Here is a 17,459-nt window from a genome sequence, read left to right on the forward strand (position 1 = left end):
CTATCGTTGACGTCGCAAATTAGTTCTCGCCGGTCTGCGCGTCTCGCATCGCCGCCTGTTGTTGCGGTCCCGACGACGCTTCGCCGAGCAAACGCTGCACGCGTAACTGCGCGCGCAGCGACTCCGGGATTGCCTGTTGGGCGACGTGGTCGCACTGCGTGACGCCAGTCAGGTGAATCACGTCCTGCCGCTCGGTCACGTTGAGTTCGCAACGCATCGGCTGAGCGCCGTCCAACAAGTAAAGATGCTTGAGACGCTGCGCAGACTCGACCAGGAATGTGCCTTGCGCATCGAGCGGCGGCGCAACCACGCTCAGTACACGCGCGTTTTCCATCGAGAGGCCGTCCGGCCCCACGGCGCGTCCGACGTACGTGTAGATACGACCCGCTGCGACTCGGTGCACTTTTAAGCGCCCCGGTGTCAGGAAGTAGTCGTACTGCCCCGCCCCGCGCACCAGCGCCACGGAATGATCGATCTCGCCCTCGTGCGCCTCGGAGATTTCACCCTTGAGCGCGCGGTAACCGCTGACGGGACTCAGCGCCGACGCGCCGAAGTCGACCGGCAGCGAACGTCCCCCGACCTGCAACGTCGCGGCGGCGGCGCCTGTGGGGTCATCCTCGTCGAGGGCGTCGACCACCAGCGCAACGCCAGCAGGCGGCTCACCTGCCAGCATGGCCGGGCCCACCCGAAAGCCATCGCGCGACACCGCAAAACTCGACGCGTATCCACCGACGAAAGAACTCTGCCCTCCGCCACCTCCACCCTCTGCGCCGCCCGCACGAAGCAAACTGCGCGAAACGGCCGCGTGCGCGTCACCATATCGACCGTCGATCGCGCCTCGCAAGATCGCGTTACCCGCACCTTGTTCGTTGGCATTCAGACTCAGCATCAGCTCCCGGCGCGACGCGTCTTCCCAGACCAGCGAATACGTCCCGTGATAATCGGTACTCGCCCCGCGCTCGCCCCCGCCACCGGTGCGCACGTCGGCGCCTGCGCTCGCATAGGTCGACAGGCTCTGCCCAGCGGCGGCCGGGCGATGCGCGCTCAGCGATACGCTGACGAAGCCGCCGGTTTCCCGTCGCTCCATCCCGGCCTGACGCCGGTGATAGCCACCGACGCGCGCATTGATCAGGAGTTTGTCCCAGCGGAACGAACGACTGAGCGCGGTTTGCAAGGTCCGCGACACGCCACCGGCGGCGCGATCCGCGCCGAGCCAGGGATCTTCCAGTCCATCACCGTCCCACTGCCGAGGTTGTCCGAAAGACTGACTCTCGCTGTATGCGGCGACCGCCTGCCACTTTCCCAGCGGCGCGGAGACACTCGCATTGAGCACGTCGTAGCAGCCGAAATTCGCCCCCGCCGCACCGGCCGCCGCGGCCCTACCGCGACATGCCGCATCACGCATCTGATAGCGATACAGACTGACGCCGACGCCATTGGAAAACGAGATGGATTGCGTGTTGCCGCGCGCACCGTCCGAGCCGCTCAGCAATGCCGCCGTTGTCGTCAGACGCCCCAACGCGAACTCCCGTTGCCAGCCGATCTGGGACTCGTTGTAGAGGCTCGACTGCAACCAGACGAGACCGCTCGTGAAGGTGAATCCGGGGCCGAAAGCGGCACGAATACCGGATTGAAACGTGAATCGCTGGCGCTCACGCTCCCCTTCACGCCGTTGCGCGGTATGGCTCGCATAGCCAAGCCGATCGACGACTCGCCCGGCCTGCACGAACCATTGCGTGCCCTTCGCGGACGCGCCGCCGCCCACCTTCGAGTAGGGCACCGTTTCGGTACGCACCAGCGTATCGCCCTCGAAGATTCGCAGGCTGACCAGATAACTCCCCTCCGGGAAGTAACGGGTATCGAACGGCTGCACACCGGCCGCGAAATAGGCGCTCCCCAGCAGTTCGTGACCTCGATAGGCGTCGACGCGCGCCTCGCGCGTCAGTAACACCGTCAGCGGCGAGCCCAGCGACGCAGCCGATTCGTTGACGTAAGCCTGAGAGGTGCCGATCCGCGCGCCATCGAAGCGGCTCACGGGCAGTAGCGTGAAGCCGAAACTGCCGCCTTGCGCGCTGGACAGATTGCGCTGATCCATACGCCCCGATTGCACGTAATAGCGGGGGCCGAGATCGTGACGGTAATAAAGACTGTCGAGCGTCGCCTGCGTGCCGCCCGACGACGGCGCGCTCGTGGCAGGAACGGCGTTCGCATCGCTATGACGCCGGTTGTAGCTCGAATGCACGAGCGACCAGGAAAAGCCTGCGTAACTGGCGGGCGAGATGCCCAGCGCGCCGTTACCCATGACCGTGAGGTTGCGATAACGATCGGTCGTCGCCGCGTTCACGATCTGTGAGTGAATCAGCGCGTTTTCGCTGCCGGGCGTATTCGCGTGGAACTCGGGGCCATGAGCGCTTTTCGCCGGAAGCCAGGCTCGGGACAGAAAGAGTTCGAGCGTGCCCTGACTTTCGTCAAGGATGACACCGGCCGACTCGGTTTCCAGAAACCGGCATCCCGTGCCCGAACTCATGTCGTCGCACGCGAGATGACCATTGCGGGGCATGGGACGAGCCAGGGCCTCGACCAGCGAAGCCAGCGACACCGCCGCCGTGTCGCCGCGGGTGATGCTCATTCGTTCGTCGATGGTCTGTGCGAGCGCTTCGGGCGTTTCGAGACGCACATCGTCCGGTCGAACGAACACCGGGAACAACCCGAGCGACTGCCCCAGCAACCGCACTTCGAGATGCTCGACCTGACCAAGCGCAATGTCCTCGAATCCCGCAGGCACTTGCGGGCGGGGATTGGCATGTGCCGGGGCGTCGGTCACGACGAACCACGACAAACAGGCGAGGCACGCGCGGCGAAGCGTTTTCATGATCGATGAGAGGGAACAGACACGCGTTCCATCGTGTCTGCGCCCTTCTACTGATTCGCCGTTGCCTTAGTTACCACCGGCTGCCGACGCCAGGATCACCATCTCAAGACGGCCGACATAGCGACCGGCAACGGGCGGGTTCGCCCCTGCCGCGCGCCCCGAGACCGTCAGCGGCAGCGTGCGCGACTCGCCCACCCCGCTCCCCGTCCAGACCTCATTGGCGTTGAGCGTGGTCGCAGCGGTCGTGATCGTCTGACCATCGAGTCGCACCGTCAGCGGAATGGCGGCAACAGCGTTATTGGTCGCATGAACGAGCGACGCAGCGGAACCAAGCCGCACCTCCACGTTCCGGGTCACGTCGTTGGTATAGAGACGCGTCTGAATCGTCGGCGAGCTCAAATCACCCGTCGCCGCGTTGTAACCGAGGTCGAGATTCTGCGGCATGGGACTGCCATTCGCCTGAAGCACCGACAGGGTCGGATCGATATTGGCACTCAGATCGATGACGACATCTGCCGCGTGAGCGGCGGCCATCGGAAGTACCAGTGTCATCGCGGCGGCGAATTGCTTGAACGTCTTCATATTTGAAATTCCTTGGTTTGCTTGATGCGGGGGGGTGTCCCCGGTTCGGCCGGGCGATCCGACCGGATGAAAATGAGGCTCTTCGGCCCCATCGAATCGGGCTACGGCGCGCGCGGCAGGTCCATGACCTGTTCGTTCGTCACGCCATCGACGCGATATCGGATACGCACCTGCGCGTCGCGCAGTGCGTCGGGAATGGGTTGCGTCATGCCGGGATAGATACTGCGGCCGATGTCGTGCCACTGACAGGTGTGCTCGGCATCGCCGGTGCATCGGCCCATCGCAAGCACATGGGCCCGGACATTGCCGATGTTCCTGAGGGCGGTGTTGTCTTCGGTGGAGGCGAGACCAGGGGCGCGTTTCGCCGGCTCGACGCGCACCAGCGCCCCCCACACGAAGCTCACGTTGACGTCGTTCTCGAACGCTCCCTGCGTGGGTCTCGCCGGTGTGTCGTCCGGTGCCGTCGCGGGGCGGAAATAGACGCGATAAGCGGCCTCGACCTGGGGCCGCCCGAGGGCGACGACACGCACGAGTCGGGTGGCGCCCGCAGCCAGTACGAATTTCGCAGGCGACGCGACCAGACCGTCGCCCTGCTCGATATTCACGGCGACTTCATGCTCGTCGGGGGTTGCAGGCGCCACGATCCGCCTGACCGACACGTCCACGTATTGCGCCTGTGTCGATTGCGACGTAATTCTGATGATGCTGACCTGCTGCTGTCCGCTGGAAATCACACTCGCAATGGGCGAAACGGTGACGTTGGCCATTGCCGTGGTCTGTGTCATCGTCAGGGCCGACACCAGCGCTGCACCGACCATCGTGCGTGCGCCGCGTCCGGTTCGGATGGCTTGTCCGGTTCGTTGGGTTCTGGTCAGCAGAACCCGCGTGACGAAGTCCGTCGCGTGGCGTATCGCGTCATACAGCGTCATACATTTCCATTCGTTGCACTCGTTGTCGCGTTGCGGCAAAGCGACGCAGACTCGCGAATTCGCTGTTGCCGAACTGGAGTCCCCATCTTAGAAACGAGCGCAGGCGAGCGAAATCTGACAAGTCAGATTTCGCTCAATGGCGTTGAAATGGGTGTTTTCTTAAAGACTTCTCATGCGCATCGAGGTATGCGCAATGACCGTCGATGGGAGACGGACGATCCGGGGATCAGGAGATTAGGGGGCTGTGGCTCGGTCAGTCGATCAGCGCGACGTTCACGAGCGTGGGCGCGAGCACTCGCACGATTTCCGAGGGCGCCATCGAGACGAGGTAGCCGCGACGTCCACCGTTGATGTAGATCTCCGGCAATTCGAGAATCGACGCTTCCATGAAGATCGGCATGCGCTTGCGAGTACCGAAGGGACTCGTGCCGCCGACCAGAAAGCCCGAATGACGATTGGCGACTTCCGGCTTGCACGTCTCGATGCGCTTGCGTCCGGCTTGCCGCGCCAATGCCTTGGTCGACACCTGACAATCGCCGTGCATGAGCACGATCAGCGGATGCGCGTCCTCGTCTTCCATGATCAACGTCTTGACGACCGCGTGCTCAGGCACCTGCAACGCCTCCGACGAGACACGCGTGCCGCCATGCTCCTGGTACTCGTAGAAGTGGTTCTGAAATGCGACCTTGGCTTCGCGGAGCTGTTTGGTCGCAGGGGTTTCAGCGGTGGCCTTGGATTTCATATCGTAAAAAATGCAGTCGGTTCTCGGATCACGTTGCAGGCGTTCGGGCACGCGCGCAATGGGACCCCCAGGGTTCGTTAATTACGGATTGTAAGCAATCGCTTCATCGGGCATTACAATGCCGCCATGCCTGCCTCACATTTATCGCCCCTGCTTCCGTTGCCGACCGACGCCGACGCGGTGTCCTTGGCTTCGTCCTTGAACGCGTTCCTCACCGACTTGCCCGCGCGCATCGATAGCCTGCCAGCGCGCATCGCTGCGCAAACGCCGTCGCGCATCGCACTGATCGACGACTTCGGCCGGATGACGTACGGCGAACTGACGCATGCCGTGAGCACGTGTGCAACGCGCTTGCGCGAGCACGGCGTCAGAGGTGGCGACCGCGTGATGATCGTCGGCGAGAACGGCATCGCGTATGTGGTGCTGCTGCTCGCCGTCGCCTCGCTCGACGCGTGGCCGCTGCTCTGCAACGCCCGCCTCTCTGCCGCCGAGTTGCGGGTGATTCGCGAGCACGCGCAACCGCGTTGCGCCGTCTACGCCATCGATGCGTCTCCCGACGCCGCCGCGCACGCGCGTACCGATGCTGCCAAGGTGGCCTGGACCGAACTGGCGCTGGGCGCGCTGGCGGTGTCCGACGTCGATCCCGCGAGCGTGGCTGAGCCGGTGCAAAGCGATCCGTCCGAACAGTGCGCGGCGCTGATTTACACGACGGGCACGACCGGTGCGCCAAAGGGCGTGCGCTTGTCGCATCGCAATCTGATGTTCATTGCGGCGGTATCGAGCACGCTGCGACGCGTCGGCGCGGACGACATCGCCTATGGCGTGCTACCGATCTCGCACGTCTACGGATTGACGTCCGTGTGTCTCGGGACGTTGTACGCGGGGGGCACGTTGCGCCTCGCCGCGCGTTTCACCCCCGAGGCGGTGCTGGACTCGCTCGCACACGACGGGCTGACGATACTGCAAGGCGTGCCCGCCATGCACGCGCGCCTGATGGCGTATGTGACGACGCAGGGCACCACACCCGGTGCGACGTTTGTTGCGCCGCGTCTGCGTTTCGTCTACTCCGGCGGGTCACCGCTCGACGCCGCCCTCAAGGCGCGTGTCGAAGCGTTCTATGGCCTGCCCATCCACAACGGTTATGGCCTTACCGAGAGCGGCCCGACCGTCTCTCAGACCTTGCTGGACGCACCGCGCGAAGACTGCTCCGTCGGCACCGTGATTCCGGGCGTCGCGGTGCGTATCGTGGGACTCGACGGCGAGGATGTGACCGAAGGTGATGTCGGCGAATTGTGGGTGCGCGGACCGAACGTCATGCTCGGCTATTACCGCGCGCCGGAACTGACGGCCGCGACCGTGACGGAAGACGGCTGGCTGCGCACCGGCGATCTCGCCCGACGTGCCGCGGACGGCGCATTGTTCCTTGCCGGACGCGCAAAGGAACTCATCATCCACTCGGGCTTTAACGTCTATCCGATTGAAGTCGAGCAAGCGCTGGCAAGTCATCCCGACGTGCTTCAGGTGGCCGTACTCGGCCGTGCTGTCGACGGCAACGAACAAGTGATCGCGTTTGTGGAAGCGCGTCCGGGACATGAGGTCGACGTCGAAGCGCTAGCGGGATGGGCCGCACAGCGACTCGCGCCGTACAAGCGTCCCGCGCAGATTCGCGTGCTCGACGCCTTGCCTGCCGCATCGACCGGCAAAGTGCTCAAGCACAAGCTCAAGGCGATGCTCTGACGTTGCCCAACGCGGTTCGCGACCGTCAGCCGCGCGGGTGATGCTGCGCGTGCAGCGACTTGAGACGCTCGCGCGCCACGTGCGTGTAGATCTGCGTAGTCGAGATGTCGGCGTGGCCGAGCAGCAACTGCACCACGCGCAGATCCGCACCGTGATTGATCAGGTGCGTGGCGAACGCGTGGCGCAGCGTGTGCGGTGAGAGCGGCGCACGAATGTCGGCTTGCAACGCGTACCGCTTGATCAGATACCAGAACGCCTGACGCGTCATGCCCTCGCCGCGTTGCGTTACGAACAGCGTGTCGCACGCGCGTCCCGCGAGCAACACACCACGACTCTCGGCCAGATATCGCGTGAGCCAGCCGTTCGCCTCTTCGCCGAACGGCACTAACCGTTCCTTCGCGCCCTTGCCGAAGATCCGCAGCACGCCTTCGTTCAGCCCCACTTCGATGGTCTTGAGCGCAACCAGCTCAGACACGCGCAGGCCGCTCGCATACATCAGCTCCAGCATGGCGCGGTCGCGCAAACCGAGCGGCTGCGCGAGATCCGGCGCGGCGAGCAGCGCCTCGACCTGCGCTTCCGACAAGGTCGACGGCAGACGTTGCGCCCGCTTGGCCGACGCAATCCGCAAGCACGGATCCTGCTGCACGAGGTGCTCGCGCAACGCCCATTGATAGAAGCGCTTGAAGACGGACAGACGGCGGTTCACGCTGCTCGCCAGACTCTCGCGACGCCATGCGAGATAGGCCGAGAGCGCCGCCTCGTCCACGGTGTCGAGGGACATGGCGGGCAGATTGTCGTGCGGGGTGTCGTGCAATTTGTCCGCGCCATTTGCAGTATTCGATGCCTTAGCCTCGTCCGCCAGCCACTCCGCGAACAGACGCAGATCGCGACGGTAGGCGTCGAGCGTGTTGCGCGACAGGCCGTCTTCGAGCCAGATCGTGTCGCAGAACTGGTCGATGAGCGACGTGCTGCGCGTGAGCATCGGCTCGGAAACTTGCGTGCGCTCAGTCATGCTCAAACCGGAACTCCTTCCTGGGCAAGCGCCCACTCGACATGTTCGCGCACCAGCGCGGAGGGGTGATCGCGACGCGCAAGCAACGCATCGCGCATGGGAATGCGGGCATCGGCATCGGGCGTCTCGCGTAGCGCATTGCCAAGGCCGACGGCGAGATTGCGCAGCCATCGCTCGTGGCCGATACGACGAATCGGGCTGCCCGCAAGCCGGTCCATGAATTCCGTCTCAGTCCACGCAAACAGCTCGACCAGCGACGCGTTATCGAGTTTGTTGCGCGGTGCGAAATCGGGCAGCGGCGACGGCTGCGCAAATTTGTTCCAGGGACAGTAGAGCTGGCAGTCGTCGCACCCGTAAATGCGGTTGCCCATCTTGGCACGCAGCGGCTCAGGGATTGCGCCCTTGTGTTCGATGGTCAGATACGACACACACAGCCGTGCATCGACGCGAAACGCTTCGGTGATCGCGCCCGTCGGGCAGACATCGAGGCAGCGACGGCATTGGCCGCAATGCTCGCCGCGATCCATGCGAGTGCTTGAGCTGGCGCTGTCGTCCTCGTTGTCGCTTTCATCAGCGTCGACCGGCAGCGGAACGTCGACGAAGATTTCACCGAGGAAGAAAAGCGAGCCCGCGTCGCGCGAGAGCAACAACGTGTGTTTGCCGCGCCAGCCGAGCCCCGCCTTCTGCGCGAGTTCGACCTCCAGCACCGGCGCGGAATCGGTGAACGCGCGATAACCGAACGGCCCGATGGCCTGCGTAATGCGATCCGCCAGTTGTTGCAGACGATTGCGCAGCACCTTGTGATAGTCGCGTCCCCGGGCATAGAGCGACACGACAGCCTCGCCGGGCATCTCGGCACGCGCCATTTCGCGCTTGCGCCACTGGGCGAGGTCGGTGTCGCTGGGAAGATAATTCATGCGGGCGCTGATCACGCGCACCGTGCCGGGGACCAGCTCAGCGGGCCGCGCACGCTTCATACCGTGGGCCGCCATGTAGTCCATGTCGCCATGACAGCCGTCGTCGAGCCACTGTTGCAGACCCGTTTCGGCATGCGAGAGGTCGATGTCCGTGATGCCCACGTGACCGAAACCAAGCTCGCGCGCCCACCCCCGGATTTGCACCGCAAGCGCGGCCAGACCCTTCGGATCGAGGGTGGCAGCGAGGGCCGACGGCGTCGCAATGTCGCGCGAGGGCGACACTTCCTTTGCATTCGGAGGTGCCGATGGCTCGACTTGTGCGGCGGTAGCGGGGAAAATCACGGAAGCTTTCATCGACTCCATTTTACGCAATGCCCGCCATGCCCGACTCCTCTGCGCCGCTTCCGCTGGGCGAACGCATCTTCGCGCTGCCGGACGAAGCCGCCACCGAGGCCTTCGCCGCGGCATTCGCTCGCGCTGTCGTTGAGCGCATGGCGCATACCGACGCCGCGCACGCAGGACTGCACGTGCAGCTCTCGGGCGACCTCGGCGCGGGCAAAACCACCTTCGTACGCGCCCTGTTACGCGCGCTGGGTCACACCGGACGCGTCAAAAGCCCCACTTACGCGCTGTGTGAACCATACAACATCGACACACCACAAGGCGTGTTGCCGGTCTATCATTTCGATCTGTACCGCTTTGCCGATCCGGCCGAATGGCACGACACGGGCTTTCGCGAGCATTTTGCAGGCGACGCCCTGTGCCTGGTCGAGTGGCCGGAAAAAGCCGAAGGACTCCTTGGCACCCCCGATTTGCGCCTTTGGCTGGAACCAGTTGGCGATGCCCGCCGTCTCACGACGAGCGCCTACACGCCGGCCGGTCTTGCTTGCCTGAACTCATGCTGATCAAACGCTTCGCCCGTACCGACGACGCCTCATCGCCCAACGCCGGCCGCCGCCGCGCTTTGCGCGCAGGCGCATCGACCCTGATTCTCGCCCTCACCGGCCCCCGCTTCGCGTTCGCCAACGCTATCGTGGCAGTGCGCGTCTGGCCGGCGAGGGACTACACACGTGTCACGCTGGAGACCGACAACCCGGTCAAATTCCAGCAGCAGTTGATGGAAAGTCCGAACCGCTTCGTCATCGATCTCGACGAAGTGGACCTGAGTCCTGCGCTGCGCGACCTCGTTGCCAAGATCCAGCCGAACGATCCGCAGATCGCCCAGGTGCGCGTGGGGCAATTCAAGCCCGGCGTCGTGCGCATGGTGTTCGATCTGAAGGCGGGCGTGAAGCCGCAGTCGTTCACGCTGCCCCCGGTGGCGGGCTACAAGTACCGCACCGTGTTCGATCTGTACCCGGCCGTCGAGCCCGATCCGCTCATGGAGTTGCTCGCGCAAACCGCCAACAAGGCGCAGGCGCTCGCGCAGAATTCGCATCCGCCGCAGACCTCGGGCAACGCCAACACGCCGAGCAGCGAAGAGAGCGAAGCGTTCTTCCAGCGGTATGCGCAGCAAGGTCAGACGACGCGTCCTGCGCGCCCCGGACCCACGCCCGCTACGCCTGCCGCCCCGGACAAGACACCGCCGCTCGCCCAGCGCAACGACGACGACACCGACGATCTGCCCCCGCCGCCGCGCGGTCAGAAGACGGCGCGTCTGCTCACCATCGCCCTCGACCCCGGCCACGGCGGGGAAGACCCGGGGGCGATCGGCAGCAGCGGCACGTATGAAAAGGTCGTGGTGTTACAGATCGCAAAACGGTTGCGCGACAAGATCAATGCGCAGCCGAACATGCGCGCCATGATGACGCGCGACGCCGACTTCTTCGTGCCGCTCGGCGTGCGCGTGCAGAAAGCGCGTCGAGTGGATGCCGATCTGTTCATGTCGATTCACGCCGACGCCTTCACGTCGCCCTCCGCCAACGGCGCTTCCGTGTTCGCGCTGTCCGAACGGGGCGCGACGAGTGCGACCGCCCGGCTGCTCGAAAAAACGCAGAACGCCTCGGATCTGATCGGCGGCGTCAACATCAAGACCAACGACCGGACGGTGGCGCATGCGCTGCTCGATATGTCGACCACGGCGCAGATTCGCGACAGCAAGGTGTTCGGCACCGCGCTGCTCGCCGAGATCGGCACGGTGGCGGACCGTCTGCACAGCAAGAACGTCGAACAAGCGTCGTTCGCGGTGCTCAAGGCACCGGATATTCCGTCGGTGCTGGTCGAGACGGCCTTCATCAGTAACCCCAAGGAAGAGCAGTATCTGAACGATCCGGCCTATCAGGAACGGCTTGCAAACGCGCTGCTCAAGGGGATCCGGGCCTACTTCTCGAAGAATCCGCCCATCGCGAAGAATCGCACGGCCTGAGCACCTGAGCACACGAAGTCTCTGCCACCCAACAAAAAATGGCGCGTCGGAAACCGGACGCGCCATTTTTTTTGTACTGACCTGGACTGCTTCGGGGAGTGACGAACGTCCGCCGCTCCCTCGCAAATCGACTGACTTACTTGCTCTGCCCTTGTGCCGTATTGCTACGACGACCGCGCGTGAACAGCTTCCACACGGCGCCGAGGGCGATGGGCACGACGGCGGCCGAGATACCGACCAGCACGATCACGTTCAGGTACTGCTTGACCAGCGGCAGGTTGCCGAACAGGTAGCCGCCACCCACGAGCAGCACCACCCAGATCGCGGCACCCAGCACGTTGTAGAGCTGGAAGCGCGTCCACGGCATGGCCGAGACACCGGCCACAAACGGGGCAAACGTGCGCACGACCGGCACAAAACGCGCCATCACGATGGTCTTGCCGCCGTGGTGTTCGTAGAAGTCGTGCGTCTTACGCAGCGCGTCGCGATCGAGAAAACGCCAGTTCTTCTCATACACGCGCGGCCCGATCTTCGAGCCGATCCAGTAGTTGAGTGTGTTGCCCGTCACCGCAGCGATAAACAGCAGCACGCCGAGCAGCCACGGATCCATGGCCCCGGTGGCCGCGAAAGCGCCGCCGATGAACAGCAGGGAATCGCCCGGCAGGAACGGGAACAGCACCAGCCCCGTTTCCACGAATACGATCATGAACAGGAACAGGTACACCCAATTTCCGTACTGATCGATAAACACCCCAAGATGTTTATCGATATGGAGCACCATCTCCAGCAATTGCACCAAAGTATCCAAGTCGATTCCTCAAGATAAAGGACGCCGGCCCGTCCCTGCGGGCGCGCGACGAGTCGCATCATACCAGCATCCCACAGTCGAATTAGTTGCCAATTAAAGACGAAATAATGACAAGAAACGCGCCGATGGGGATACGTCAGAACGCATTAGATCACGTGTCACATGCCGAAACGGCGCCCGGCTTATGTCTTTGAGGGCAGCCTTTATAATGGTTCCCATGTCTGCCACCCCGACCCCCGCCCCCGAAGCGCAAGACCCGGCCGCCGATACGTCGGCCAACGCGCCCGAACGCCGTCCCGGCCCAATGCCAGCGGGCCTCGCGCCCGCGCGCGCCATCCGCGTACTGCCCGACCAGCTCATCAGCCAGATCGCCGCGGGCGAGGTGGTCGAGCGTCCGGCGTCCGTGGTTAAGGAACTGCTGGAAAACGCCCTCGACGCCGGTGCCCGTGCGCTCCAGGTCAAGCTCGAAGAAGGCGGCGTGCGCCGCATCGCCATTACCGACGACGGCGGCGGCATGTCCGCCGAGCAACTCCCGCTGGCGCTGACCCGCCACGCGACGAGCAAGATTCGCACGCTAGACGAGCTAGAGTCGGTGCTCACGCTCGGATTCCGGGGAGAAGCGCTGGCATCCATCGCCTCGGTCGCACAGCTCACGCTCTCCAGCCGTCAGATCGATGCGCCGCACGCGACCGCCATCGACGGCAACACCGGGGCAATCACCCCGGCGGCCGGTCCGGTGGGCACAACGGTCGACGTGCGCGACCTGTACTTCAACACCCCCGCGCGCCGCAAATTCCTGAAGACCGAGCAAACCGAGTTCGGTCATTGCATGGACGTCATCCGCCGTAGCGCCCTCGCGCGCCCGGACGTCGGGTTCTCGATCCTGCACAACAACCGGGCCGTGGAGCACTGGAACGCGTCGGACGCCGCCACACGGGTCTCGCGCGTGCTTGGCAACGACTTCGCCGACGCCCATCTCGCGCTGGACGAAGGCGCGGCGGAACTGCGTCTGTCGGGCTTCGTCGGCCTGCCGACGGCCAGCCGTGGCCGCGCCGACCAGCAATTCTTCTTTGTGAACGGCCGTTTCGTGCGCGACAAGCTGCTCACGCACGCCGTGCGCGCCGCCTATGAAGACGTGTTGCACGGCGACCGCTACCCGGCGTACGTGCTGTACTTCGAACTGCCGCCGCAGTTGGTAGACGTCAACGTTCACCCGTCGAAGATCGAAGTGCGTTTCCGTGATGCCCGCAGCGTCCACCAGTTCGTGTTCCACGCGGTGCAACGTGCGCTCGCGCGCGCGGCAGGCAGCGGCGGCGCAACGCACTCCGCGCATCTGACGGAAAGCGGTGGTCTCGCCGCCGGTCCGGGTGCGGCAGGCGGATTGGGGGGGCTTAGCGGTGGCCTTGGCGGTGGCTTCGGCGCACGTCCGGCAGGCGGCTTCGGCACGCCGGGAGGCAATAGCTGGAACGCGCGTGCGCAGCAAGGCTCGTTGGCGGTGCCGCAGCCGATGTCCGTCTACGACAATCTTTTCGGACGCACTGCGCCGCCCGCGGCACGTCCCTACGGACAGCCGGGGGTGACGGATGCCCCGTCACCGGCTTACGGTAGCGCGGGTGGTTTGGGTACTGCGGACGGCGCAGCACTCACCGGCGGTCTTGCCGATGCGTTGTCGGCCTCCGCCGGCGACACGTCCGCCGACGCCGCAGCCGCCATGCAACTCGAACAGCCGCTGGGCTTCGCGCTCGGCCAGTTGCACGGCATCTACATCCTCGCGCAAAACGCCTACGGCCTCGTGCTGGTCGACATGCACGCCGCGCACGAACGCATTCTTTACGAGCGCTTCAAGCAGGCGCTGGTCGAGCGCAGCGTCCCCGTGCAGCCGCTGCTCATCCCGGTGACATTCTTCGCCGACCCGGTGGAAATCGGCACAACGGAAGAGCATCAGGAGACGCTGACTGCGCTCGGCTTCGACCTCGCCGCCATGTCCCCGACGACGCTCGCCGTGCGCGCCATCCCTGCGCTGCTCGACGGTGCCGACGCACAGGCGCTGGCCCGCGCGGTGCTGGCCGATCTGCGTCAGTACGGCGGCTCGCGCGTGCTCACCGAGCGCCAGCACGAGTTGCTGGGCACGCTCGCCTGCCATACGGCGGTGCGTGCGAACCGACGTCTCACGCACGAAGAAATGAACGCGTTGCTTCGTCAGATGGAAGCGACCGAGCGTGCCGACCAATGCAATCACGGACGTCCCACCTGGTACCAGCTCACGCTCGGCGACCTCGACAAATTGTTCATGCGCGGACGTTGAGCGGTTCATGAAGGCAAACACTCCGATCGTCTGCTTGCTGGGCCCGACGGCTTCCGGCAAGACCGCTGCCGCGCTCGCGCTCGCGCAAACCACCCCGCTGGAAATCATCAGCGTCGACTCCGCACTCGTCTATCGCGAGATGGATATCGGCACAGCCAAGCCGAGCGCCGACGAACTCGCGGCCGTGCCGCATCACCTGATCGACATCATCGATCCGCGCGACGCCTACTCGGCCGCGCAGTTCCGCGAAGACACGCTGCGTCTGGTTGACGAGATCGCCGCACGCGGACGTCGTCCGCTGCTCGTCGGCGGCACGATGCTGTACTACAAAGCGCTCACGCAAGGCCTCTCACCATTGCCGTCAGCCGACGCCGATGTGCGAGCAAAACTCGATGAAGACGCCGCACGCGATGGATGGCCAGCGATGCATGCGCGGCTCGCGAGCGTCGATCCGGTGACGGCTGCACGCCTCGCACCGAACGACGCGCAGCGCGTTCAACGCGCGCTGGAAATTTTCGAGTTGTCGGGCAAACCGATGTCGCAGTGGCTGGCCGAACAAACGCCCGACACGTCCTCGCCACACACGTTCGTGCCTGTGGCGCTGGAGCCGGGCGACCGATCGGTGTTGCACGCGCGCATCGCGGAGCGTTTCCGGTTGATGCTCGCAGCGGGCTTCATTGAAGAAGTCGAGCGCTTGCGCGCGCGCGGCGACCTCGATCCGGGGCTACCGTCGATGCGCTGCGTCGGCTACCGTCAGGTGTGGGAATACCTCGACGGCGAGACCGACTACGACACCATGCGCGACAAGGGCGTCTTCGCCACGCGTCAGTTGTGCAAACGTCAGCTCACGTGGCTGCGCTCGATGCCCGAGCGTCACATCGTCGACTGCACCGCCGACGACGCCCCACAACGCGCCTTCGCGACCGTGCGCGCGCTCTGGGGCGACTGAACGCCTCATCCCCGACGCTTCGCTGGCTGTCGCCGCGAAGCGTATCTCCCTCCTGCTCGCCCTGCGCGTTCCGCCGTCCGAACCCCGTCTCCCTCGCCCGTCGAATCGCCCTGCGGCATCCGTTGAAACCCTGACAGCTTTCCGGTTTGCATGTCGATTTTGATATGCTAATTTGCATATCAACGTTTCGAGCAATGCAAATTTGCATCGAATCCACGATACCGGGAAGGGTGCCAATGACGCAGACTTCGATGGAGCCGAGTGGTGTGACGGGTGATGTGCTAAGGCGGCCGACAGGCAGCCCGAGGCGCGTGCCGGTTGCGGCATGGACGAAATGGGCGGTGCGTGCAGGGATCGCGTTGATCTACCTGTTCATGCTGAGTCCGCTGATCTTCGTCGTCTGGCTGAGCTTCTTCAAAGACGCGATCATCACGTTCCCGCCGAGCGGCTATACCGTGTCGTGGTACGTCAACGCGTGGCGCAACGCTGCGTTCGCCAACGGGTTCCTGCTTTCCCTGCAACTCGCTGCGTGCGCGGCCATCGGCGGCGTCATCCTCGGCGTGGCCGCATCGCTCGCGCTCGCCCGCTACCGCTTCCCCGGGCGTCGCACGCTGGGCAACGTTTTGCTATTGCCCCTCGTGGTGCCGGGCATCGTCGCGGGTATTGCCACCTATCTGTTCTATCTGCGCGCCGAGAACGCGCTCGACATGGACATCGTCGGCACGTTCGGCGGTCTCGTGATCGCCCACATCTGCCTGACGATTCCGTGGACGATGCGCCTCGTAGGTGCAAGCCTCGCGCAGATCGACGGCACCATCGAAGAAGCCGCACGTAACCTCGGCGCGGGCCCCTGGCGCACGCTGTGGCGAGTGACGCTGCCGATGCTGCGCCCCGCCATCGTCGCGGCCGTGCTGTTCAGCTTCATCGTGTCGTTCGAGAACCTCGAACTCACGCTGCCGCTCGTGGGACCGGGCAAGACCACGCTGCCCATCGCGATCATGCAGTACCTCGAATTCAACCTCGATCCGACGATTGCCGCCGTGTCTGCGGCGCAGATCGTGCTGCTCGGCATCGTCATGCTGATCACCGATCGCTTCGTCAAACTCAGCCAGGTGATCTGACATGGCCAACGTTTCGCTTCGCTCGCTGCGCAAGCAATACGGCAACGCCGCTGCCGTTGCAGACTTCTCACTCGACATCGCCGAAGGCGAACTCGTGGCCTTCCTCGGCCCCAGCGGCTGCGGCAAGACCACTACGCTGCGCATGGTCGCAGGCTTCGTCGAGCCGACGGCCGGTGAAATCTGGATCGGCGGCAAAGAGGTGTCGCGTCTGCCGCCGCACCGTCGCAACACCGGCATGGTGTTTCAGCGCTACGCCCTGTTCCCGCACATGACGGTCGCCGAGAACGTGGCGTTCGGACTGGAGATGCGACGCGTGTCCGCCGCCGACCGCGCCACACGCATTCGCGAAGCGCTCGACATGGTGCGTCTCACGTCGCTCGCCGACCGCTATCCGCGTCAGCTCTCGGGCGGTCAGCAGCAACGTGTCGCCATCGCCCGCGCGCTCGCGATTCGCCCCGACGTCTTCCTGCTCGACGAACCGCTCTCGAACCTCGACGCGAAGCTGCGCACCGAAGTGCGCGAAGAAATCCGCGCGCTGCAACGCCGTCTCGGCCTCACGACGATCTTCGTCACGCACGATCAGGAAGAAGCCCTCGCGATTGCCGACCGTCTGGCCGTGATGCACGACGGCTGCGTGCAGCAGATCGGCACCGCCGACGCGCTCTACGAACGCCCGGCGAACCCCTTCGTCGCCAACTTTCTCGGCAAGATGAATTTCCTCGCCGGACAGATGGACGCGGGCCAGTTCGTCACCGCGAAGGGCGAGCGCCTTGCGCTCCCGGGTGCGACACCCGACGCAAAGACACTCGGCATCCGCCCCGAACGCCTGCGCCTGACCGACGCCCCGGCGCAACACGAAACCGCCCTGCCCGTCACCGTCGATCAGACGATCTATCTCGGCTCGACGCTGGAGCTTCGGCTGAAGAGCCCGCAAGGCGAAATGCTCGTGGCGCATGTGCCGAATACCGCGCGCGACGACGCCCGTCTTTATGCGCCCGGCAGCGCACTCAAGGCGTGCTTCGCGAGCACCGACTGCCTGTTTTTCAACGCCTGACGTTTCACGACCAAGCCCTCATTCCAAGCATATTCCACGCACATTTCACGCACGCTTCGACCCATGCCA

Annotated in this window: 14 protein-coding genes; 7 read left to right on the plus strand and 7 right to left on the minus strand. The window is 64.6% G+C overall.

Annotation, left to right across the window (positions count from 1 at the left end; translation table 11 throughout):
- Nucleotides 1-19: 19 nt before the first annotated feature.
- From NTU39_RS21275 to NTU39_RS21290, 4 genes are all read right to left on the minus strand, one after another.
- Nucleotides 20-2,872 carry a TcfC E-set like domain-containing protein gene (locus NTU39_RS21275; protein WP_257958511.1) on the minus strand — a complete coding sequence of 951 codons (2,853 nt, stop codon included), beginning with the start codon at nt 2,870-2,872 and terminating at the stop codon, nt 20-22.
- Nucleotides 2,873-2,938: 66 nt separating this feature from the next.
- Nucleotides 2,939-3,454 carry a CS1 type fimbrial major subunit gene (locus NTU39_RS21280; protein WP_150664392.1) on the minus strand — a complete coding sequence of 172 codons (516 nt, stop codon included), beginning with the start codon at nt 3,452-3,454 and terminating at the stop codon, nt 2,939-2,941.
- A 101-nt stretch (nt 3,455-3,555) separates the two neighbouring features.
- Nucleotides 3,556-4,383, minus strand: coding sequence for a fimbrial protein (locus tag NTU39_RS21285; protein WP_257958512.1), 828 nt, complete (start codon nt 4,381-4,383; stop codon nt 3,556-3,558).
- A gap of 253 nt (nt 4,384-4,636) precedes the next feature.
- Nucleotides 4,637-5,125, minus strand: a complete 489-nt coding sequence (locus NTU39_RS21290) for an aminoacyl-tRNA deacylase (protein WP_150664394.1) — start codon at nt 5,123-5,125, stop codon at nt 4,637-4,639.
- Between the two features lie 186 nt (nt 5,126-5,311).
- Here NTU39_RS21290 and NTU39_RS21295 point away from each other — a divergent pair, with 186 nt between their 5' ends.
- Entirely contained in the window at nt 5,312-6,862 is a 1,551-nt protein-coding gene (locus NTU39_RS21295) for a class I adenylate-forming enzyme family protein (protein WP_257958514.1), read from the plus strand.
- A gap of 25 nt (nt 6,863-6,887) precedes the next feature.
- On the opposite strand, the gene xerD is transcribed toward NTU39_RS21295, so the two are convergent.
- Nucleotides 6,888-7,874 (minus strand): site-specific tyrosine recombinase XerD, encoded by a 987-nt coding sequence (xerD, locus tag NTU39_RS21300; protein ID WP_150664396.1) that lies wholly within the window; start codon nt 7,872-7,874, stop codon nt 6,888-6,890.
- Nucleotides 7,875-7,876: 2 nt separating this feature from the next.
- A complete protein-coding gene (gene queG / locus NTU39_RS21305) occupies nt 7,877-9,154 on the minus strand; it encodes a tRNA epoxyqueuosine(34) reductase QueG (RefSeq protein ID WP_257958515.1) in 1,278 nt (425 codons plus the stop codon).
- 8 nt (nt 9,155-9,162) lie between these two features.
- Here queG and tsaE point away from each other — a divergent pair, with 8 nt between their 5' ends.
- A complete protein-coding gene (gene tsaE, locus NTU39_RS21310) occupies nt 9,163-9,696 on the plus strand; it encodes a tRNA (adenosine(37)-N6)-threonylcarbamoyltransferase complex ATPase subunit type 1 TsaE (protein ID WP_150664398.1) in 534 nt (177 codons plus the stop codon).
- Complete coding sequence (locus NTU39_RS21315; RefSeq protein ID WP_174984649.1) at nt 9,690-11,153, plus strand: N-acetylmuramoyl-L-alanine amidase; 1,464 nt, start codon at nt 9,690-9,692, stop codon at nt 11,151-11,153. The genes tsaE and NTU39_RS21315 overlap by 7 nt, the downstream gene beginning before the upstream one ends.
- 136 nt (nt 11,154-11,289) lie before the next feature.
- On the opposite strand, the gene NTU39_RS21320 is transcribed toward NTU39_RS21315, so the two are convergent.
- Nucleotides 11,290-11,961: a VTT domain-containing protein gene (locus NTU39_RS21320; RefSeq protein WP_046292988.1), complete on the minus strand. Its 672-nt coding sequence runs from the start codon at nt 11,959-11,961 to the stop codon at nt 11,290-11,292.
- Nucleotides 11,962-12,169: 208 nt separating this feature from the next.
- On the opposite strand from NTU39_RS21320, the gene mutL reads away from it, so the two are divergent.
- The 4 genes from mutL to NTU39_RS21340 all read left to right on the plus strand — a co-directional run bounded on the left by mutL (nt 12,170) and on the right by NTU39_RS21340 (nt 17,390).
- Nucleotides 12,170-14,266, plus strand: coding sequence for a DNA mismatch repair endonuclease MutL (mutL, locus tag NTU39_RS21325; RefSeq protein ID WP_373275330.1), 2,097 nt, complete (start codon nt 12,170-12,172; stop codon nt 14,264-14,266).
- A gap of 7 nt (nt 14,267-14,273) precedes the next feature.
- A complete protein-coding gene (gene miaA, locus NTU39_RS21330; RefSeq protein WP_257958516.1) occupies nt 14,274-15,215 on the plus strand; it encodes a tRNA (adenosine(37)-N6)-dimethylallyltransferase MiaA in 942 nt (313 codons plus the stop codon).
- A gap of 236 nt (nt 15,216-15,451) precedes the next feature.
- Nucleotides 15,452-16,336, plus strand: coding sequence for an ABC transporter permease (locus tag NTU39_RS21335; RefSeq protein WP_150664401.1), 885 nt, complete (start codon nt 15,452-15,454; stop codon nt 16,334-16,336).
- A gap of 1 nt (nt 16,337) precedes the next feature.
- Nucleotides 16,338-17,390 carry an ABC transporter ATP-binding protein gene (locus NTU39_RS21340; protein ID WP_150664402.1) on the plus strand — a complete coding sequence of 351 codons (1,053 nt, stop codon included), beginning with the start codon at nt 16,338-16,340 and terminating at the stop codon, nt 17,388-17,390.
- Nucleotides 17,391-17,459: the final 69 nt, after the last annotated feature.

It is taken from the genome of Pandoraea commovens (assembly GCF_024704525.1).
GTDB classification, from domain to species: Bacteria; Pseudomonadota; Gammaproteobacteria; order Burkholderiales; family Burkholderiaceae; genus Pandoraea; species Pandoraea commovens.